General features: G+C 35.9%; 7 protein-coding genes (1 of these 7 running past the window's edge). All 7 read right to left on the bottom strand.

What is annotated here, in order from left to right; all coding sequences use genetic code 11:
- Window positions 1-25 precede the first annotated feature (25 nt).
- Window positions 26-268: an Lrp/AsnC ligand binding domain-containing protein gene (locus N2201_03835; protein MCX7785343.1), complete on the bottom strand. Its 243-nt coding sequence runs from the start codon at window positions 266-268 to the stop codon at window positions 26-28.
- A gap of 85 nt (window positions 269-353) precedes the next feature.
- On the bottom strand, window positions 354-1751 hold the full coding sequence (gene gltA / locus N2201_03840) for an NADPH-dependent glutamate synthase (GenBank protein MCX7785344.1): 1398 nt from the start codon (window positions 1749-1751) through the stop codon (window positions 354-356).
- A 3-nt stretch (window positions 1752-1754) separates the two neighbouring features.
- Window positions 1755-2606 carry a sulfide/dihydroorotate dehydrogenase-like FAD/NAD-binding protein gene (locus N2201_03845; GenBank protein MCX7785345.1) on the bottom strand — a complete coding sequence of 284 codons (852 nt, stop codon included), beginning with the start codon at window positions 2604-2606 and terminating at the stop codon, window positions 1755-1757.
- 307 nt (window positions 2607-2913) lie between these two features.
- Window positions 2914-4077 (bottom strand): glycosyltransferase family 2 protein, encoded by a 1164-nt coding sequence (locus N2201_03850; GenBank protein MCX7785346.1) that lies wholly within the window; start codon window positions 4075-4077, stop codon window positions 2914-2916.
- Between the two features lie 149 nt (window positions 4078-4226).
- Window positions 4227-4811: a glycerol-3-phosphate acyltransferase gene (locus tag N2201_03855; GenBank protein ID MCX7785347.1), complete on the bottom strand. Its 585-nt coding sequence runs from the start codon at window positions 4809-4811 to the stop codon at window positions 4227-4229.
- A 1-nt stretch (window position 4812) separates the two neighbouring features.
- Window positions 4813-5541 (bottom strand): hypothetical protein, encoded by a 729-nt coding sequence (locus N2201_03860; GenBank protein ID MCX7785348.1) that lies wholly within the window; start codon window positions 5539-5541, stop codon window positions 4813-4815.
- 129 nt (window positions 5542-5670) lie between these two features.
- A protein-coding gene (locus N2201_03865; GenBank protein ID MCX7785349.1) for a queuosine precursor transporter crosses the window boundary here: on the bottom strand, window positions 5671-6375 show its 3' portion. The gene runs 90 nt beyond the window's last position; 705 of the gene's 795 nt are visible here — the last part of the coding sequence; the start codon falls outside the window, past its right edge — the gene reads right to left on this strand; the stop codon is at window positions 5671-5673.

Here is a 6375-nt window from a genome sequence, read left to right on the forward strand (position 1 = left end):
AATTTCAAAAAGCAGAAGTTTTTTATTATTGCTCAAATTCAATTACATTACAAGTTAAAGTTCTTTCAATCCCTTCAATTGGTTGAATTTTGTCAATAATTAATTTGCCGATGGCATTAAAATCAGAACCTTGGACAATCGCAATTATATCATAAGGTCCGGCAATAGCATTAACCTGGACTACTCCAGGAATTTTTGAGAGTTGCTCATAGACTTTCCTTGCCATACCATGGGCAACAGTTATTAAGATAAATGCAGTTGCTACCATTTTATCCTCCTATTCAGTAGTGAGTAGCGAGCAGTAAGGGAATAAGGGGTCAATTATCGCTACTCGTTCCTCGCTACTTTTAATATTACCAAATACCTGTCTTCAAATACTCATCACAGGCACGGGCTGCAATTCTGCCAGCACCCATTGCCAAAATAACTGTTGCTGCACCGGTAACAATATCACCGCCAGCAAACACACCTTTTTTGGTTGTTTTACCTGTTTTTTCGTCAGCAATAATATTGCCGTGTTTACCAATTTGTAAACCAGGGGTTGTTTGCGGTATTAATGGATTCGGGCTTTGACCAATTGCCACGACCACCGTATCAACCGGTATTCTAAATTCAGAATTAGGAATTGCAATCGGCCTTCTGCGACCTGAAGCATCGGGTTCGCCTAGTTCCATTCTGATACATTCCATTTCTTTAACCCAGCCATTTTCATCACCGTAATATTTAACGGGTAAAGTTAAAAATTCGAATTGGACACCTTCTTCTTCCGCGTGATGAATTTCTTCAATTCTTGCCGGCATTTCAGTTTTACTCCGGCGGTAGATAATCATTGATTTTTCTGCACCTAATCGCAAAGCAGTCCTGGCTGCATCCATTGCCACATTACCACCACCAATAACGGCAACTCTTCTGCCCCGAACAATTGGCGTATCGTATTCTGGAAATAGATATGCTTTCATCAAATTAGCCCGGACTAAATATTCATTTGCCGAATAGATACCGTTAAGATTTTCGCCGGGAATATTCATAAACCAAGGCAGTCCAGCACCAGTACCGATAAAGACCGCATTAAATTCTTGAAGTAACTCATCAACAGTTTTGGTTCGGCCAACAACAAAACTGGTAATTAATTTTACCCCCAGACTCTCAACATATTCAACTTCCCGTTGAACAATTGCCTTAGGCAGTCGGAATTCCGGGATACCATAAACTAAGACACCTCCAGCTTTATGCAAGGCTTCAAATATCACAACTTCATAACCTAATTGTGCCATATCACCAGCAAAAACTAAGCCTGCAGGACCTGAACCGACAACTGCAACCTTTTTACCTGTTGGCGGATGTTTCGCCGGAATTTCCAATTCACCTTGACTGGCTTCCCAGTCAGCGGCAAAACGTTCTAATCGACCAATCGCCACCGGTTCCATCTTTTTACCTAAGACACACTCTTTTTCGCATTGGTCCTCTTGAGGACAAACACGACCGCAAATTGCGGGTAAAACATTTTTTTGTTTTAGGATTCTTATCGCGGACTTAAAATCTTTTTCCGCAATTTTACTAATAAAGCCGGGAATATCAATTTCAACCGGACAACCACCAATACACGGAGGCTTTTTACAGGATAAACATCGCTGAGCTTCTAAAACTGCTTCTTCAGACGTGTAGCCAAATGGAACTTCCTTAAAATTTTTAATTCGTTCTTGGGGTGGCTGTTCTCGCATTGGTGTTTTTTTAGGACTTGGTTTGGGCATGACTCATCTCCCTTGACATCTGCAACCAGCAATCTGTTTATCAAATAATTCCATCGATTCTTTTTCTTCTTTTAGATAGGTATTCAATCTTTTCATCAGTAAATCAAAGTCTACTTTGTGGCCATCAAATTCTGGACCGTCAACACAAGCAAACTTAGTTTCACCGCCAACTTCAACTCGACAGACACCGCACATACCAGTAGCATCAAGCATAATTGGATTTAAACTGACAATCGTTTTGATGTTATAGGGACGAGTAGTGTCTGATACGGCTTTCATCATAATTACTGGGCCGACTGCAAACACGCAATCTATCTTTTCACCTTTCTCGATTATCTTTTTTAAGGCATCAGTGACAAATCCTTTTTCACCATAACTGCCATCATCCGTTGTAATATAAAGTTCGTCTGAGACTGATTTCATTTCATTTTCCATTATTATCAGGTTTTTATTTCGGGCACCGATTATTGAGATTACTTTGTTGCCAATTTGTTTTAAGGCTCGGGCGACAGGGAATATTTCCGGTGTGCCAACACCGCCGCCAATGCATACAACTGTGCCGTATTTTTCTATTTCCGATGGTTTTCCTAATGGACCAATTAAATCTAATATCGTATCCCCGGGGTTAAGGGTTCCTAATAATTTAGTTGTTTTGCCGACTTCTTGAAATACAATCACTAAAATTCCTTGGTCTTTTTTGGCATCAGCAATTGTAAGGGGAATTCTTTCACCGGTTTCATTAATTCTTAAAACCACAAATTGACCAGGTTCGGCTTTCTGCGCAATCAACGGCGCATCAAACTCAAATAGTTTTATGTTTGGTGCTAATACTTTTTTAGATAATATTCGGAACATAAGTGCTGTCATTATACTAAAATCTGCTTGTTTGTCAATTCTAACATAGATGTATTCTATTTTTCTTATTATTTATTAAAATTGTCTATCATAGGAAGATACACCTTTATTTTTTCACCATATCAAGTCTAAATTTACACAAAATATATACACTACCCTTTATGGAAGAAAAAAGAATTTTCACAAAATTCTTGACGCTACTCTTTACATAATATATCAATACTAAATTTACCCCAAATATTTACCCCCTTGCAGCGGAAAAATTAATTTCAAAAAGATTCGATGAAATTCGGATTAGCGAAATGGGTCATAGCCAGCGAATTTTAATATTCTTGAGCACTCTTCCTTTCCAGACTAATTTATTAATTATTGCCAAATAAATTGAGCGTATGCCAATAAATATTGCAACTATGACTATTATTGGATATAAAAGAAATATGTGTAAGGGAAGACCAAATTTAATCGAGGTCAATAACCATAATATAATTGTGAATAGCATTGAGACCGCAGAACAGAGGAAAATATTGTTGAAATTATGTGTTATAATTGGTTTAATTAAATTACTAATGGGATGAAAAGTAATTAAACCCATCCAAAACCAAACAAATAGTGCAATCAAAATCTTATAGCCAAATAATGCAAAATAATTTTTGGAAAAACCTTCTAAGGCTTCAGAGAAACTATAGTACATTCGGCTCGATATAAGATGTGAAGCATCGAATAACCGCCATTTGCCTCCTTGCGCTTTTGTTATCCGAGCCAATTCGACATCTTCAACTGCACTATGTTTCACTGCTTGGTGACCTCCGATTTTACGGTAAAATTCCCTCTTAAATAGCATAAACTTCCCATTGGCCGCAGAAAATGATTTTGTTTTAGGAAACAAGTAGGCAATTGCTAATGGTAAAATTGTAAAAACACTCCAGACAATAAAAGGAACGGTAATTTGCTCACCGAATGTCTTTACTTGATTCCGATTAACTGCTGTGATTAAATCCGCATCGGTTGCTACAAACGCCGAGACGGCACAGGAAAGTGTTTGAGGACTAAAAACGGTATCCGCATCAGTAAATAAAAGCAACTCACCTGTCGCCATTTGACTTAATTGATAACATGCCCAAGACTTTCCGATCCAACCTTCCGGTAGTGGTTTGCCTTTAATAATTGTCAATTTTTCTGATTTAATCTGATGCAATATTTCACCCGTGCGGTCTTCGGAATTATCATCTAAAACAATTATTTCATAATTAGGATAAGTTTGTGTCCGTAATGAATCGAAACAAAAAGCAATTGTTTTTTCTTCATTTCGGGCCGGAACTAAAACGGATACTTTGGGTTGTTTAGATGTTTTAGGAAATTTTTCTAATCGCTTCATCAATATTATATTGGTCAGTGCGATTAGCATCTGCACCGAGATAAAAATTAAGATGCGATAGGAATCAATAAAAGGGAAATACCAATGATGAGACATATCTTTGTTCTTAGCGACTCTGGATAATAAGTAATTTATTTTTAGTTCTCATAAAAGGCGGTGTTCAAGATAACGGCTCTTTGTAATGTTATTTTTCATAACCCACCATCTGTAATTATTGACAAAAATACACCCTTAAACTTATTGATTTATAAATTATCTTCTACTGAAACCGTCTTTAATTCTTTCCAGATTTTAATCAGAACAATTCCGGTGTTTGTAGTGAAAATTAATATCATTATTGAAGAAAAATTTCTAAGAATGAGATAGACTAAAACACTAAGCATACCAGCAATTGTGTTTATCGTATCATTCTTAATTTTTAATCCGAATTTAAAAAATAAAAGCATTAGTCCTAAGATGGTCGGAACTTCCCAAAGGGTCAATGCGACCCAAATACCAAAAGTTGTCATTATTGCTTTGCCACCTTGAAAATTCAAAAATGGAGAAAATGCGTGTCCTAATACTGGCGCAATTGCAATGGGAATTAAGCGAAAATCATTTATGTTTAAGACACGATTAACAAGAAAGACCGGCAGAAAACCTTTAAGACCGTCTAATAACATTGATGGTACACCGATCATCCAGCCACCGGTTCTCCAGGCATTAGCAACACCAGGGTTGCCATCACCAATTTTGCGAATATCAATTTTTTTAATTTTCCCCAGCCAATATGAAAACATTAAAGTACCGCAAAAATAACTGCTTATGGTTAAAATAATAATTTTAGCCAATCTAATCAAATAAACTATCAGGTAAAGATTGATGGAATTGATATTCCGAATATATTTCCTGCATTTTGATGAACTTATGGGCAAGGTTCAGTATTACTTTTACGCGAATTTCCATTTCAAGACTAAACTTAGATGGTAATGAGTAGTTTTGATATTTTGAATAATTTAAAGTGCAATTGAAATGTTTCACTACGGATGGCAAATCCATCGGCTGAAATTGTATCTGGCTGATGGTCGTATCGAATTGCGAAATTTGGGCAGAACCGTTCAAATAACCGGCTTTTTTATATCTGGGTCTAAAACCGATTATCCAAACCTTTTCATTGGTATCTTCACCAATATAGAAAAAGTCATAATCGTTTCGGAATTTTTTATAAAAAGGCAACTTAAAATTTTCCGCCGACTGATTCTTTTTAGTCTGTTTTTCAATTTGCATTTTAGTCAATTTTTTACCATCAATGACCATTTCCAAATATTCACTTTTCTGTTTCTCTGAACCTTTCGAATAAATCCTTCGCAAAGAATTAATTGTTTTTGTAGTATCACCTGAAGCATTAATTTCAATATAAGAGAAACTACCGAAAAAGATAACATCGCCAATTTGTTCTTCAGTTAAATCTTGTTGTCGAAAGACTCCTTGCAGAATATAATTTAAGTTGTTGTTCTGTTCTATGCCGTTTACAGTTATTGCAATTAATATAATAACGATAAGCCGAGAATACATTTTCATTGATTAAAACTATAGTAAAAATGTTAAATAGTCAAGATAAAAGAATATAATAAAATATATTTTCTCGGCGTCTAATGTTTTTAAGACAAAAATAAATATTGATTAGGTAAGAATTTTAAGTTTTTAGAGTTAAACTAAAGGTGTCCGATATTTAACAGAAAATCGAGATAACATATATCGGCTTAGATACATAAAAGGCGTATCGATAACACCGATAATCCATTTCAAAACAATTTGGCCAATGATTAAAGAGATTATAGGCATTACACCATAAAAGGCTAAACTCACAAAGATGATACTATCTAAGGCTAAACTGGGAATATCACTAAAAACATTTCTAATCCATAAGAATTTACCTTTGGTCAGTTCTCGGAGTTTAGCATATAAGACCGCATCAATGTTTTCGGAGACTAAAAATGCTATCCAACTTGCCAAAGTAATTCTTGGAACCAGCGAAATAATATTACGCCAAGATTCCTGAAACTGCCAAAACGGTGCAGACGGAACAATTGTTCCCAGCCAAAGAAAAAGAGTCATTATTACTTGAGTAGTAAAAGCAATAAAAATCATTCGGTGAACCTCATACCGACCAAAGGCTTCATTGACAATATCCGTAATTTGGAAGGTAAAGGGAAAGATTAATACCGCAGCAGGTGCATAGAATGTTTTAAATCCTAAATTAAATGCCGCAATTTTGCTAGCAATGATTTGGGATAATGTCAAATATACGACATAAAGCGCAATGGCAAAATCGGACCGACGGTACCGCTTTATTGACCATGGAATAGCAATACTGGCAAATGTCAATGTTACAAGCCAAATTAAGATAATAAC

The sequence above is a fragment of the candidate division WOR-3 bacterium genome, assembly GCA_026418155.1.
Classification (GTDB): domain Bacteria; phylum Hydrothermota; class Tepidihabitantia; order Tepidihabitantales; family CAIPLT01; genus JAOABV01.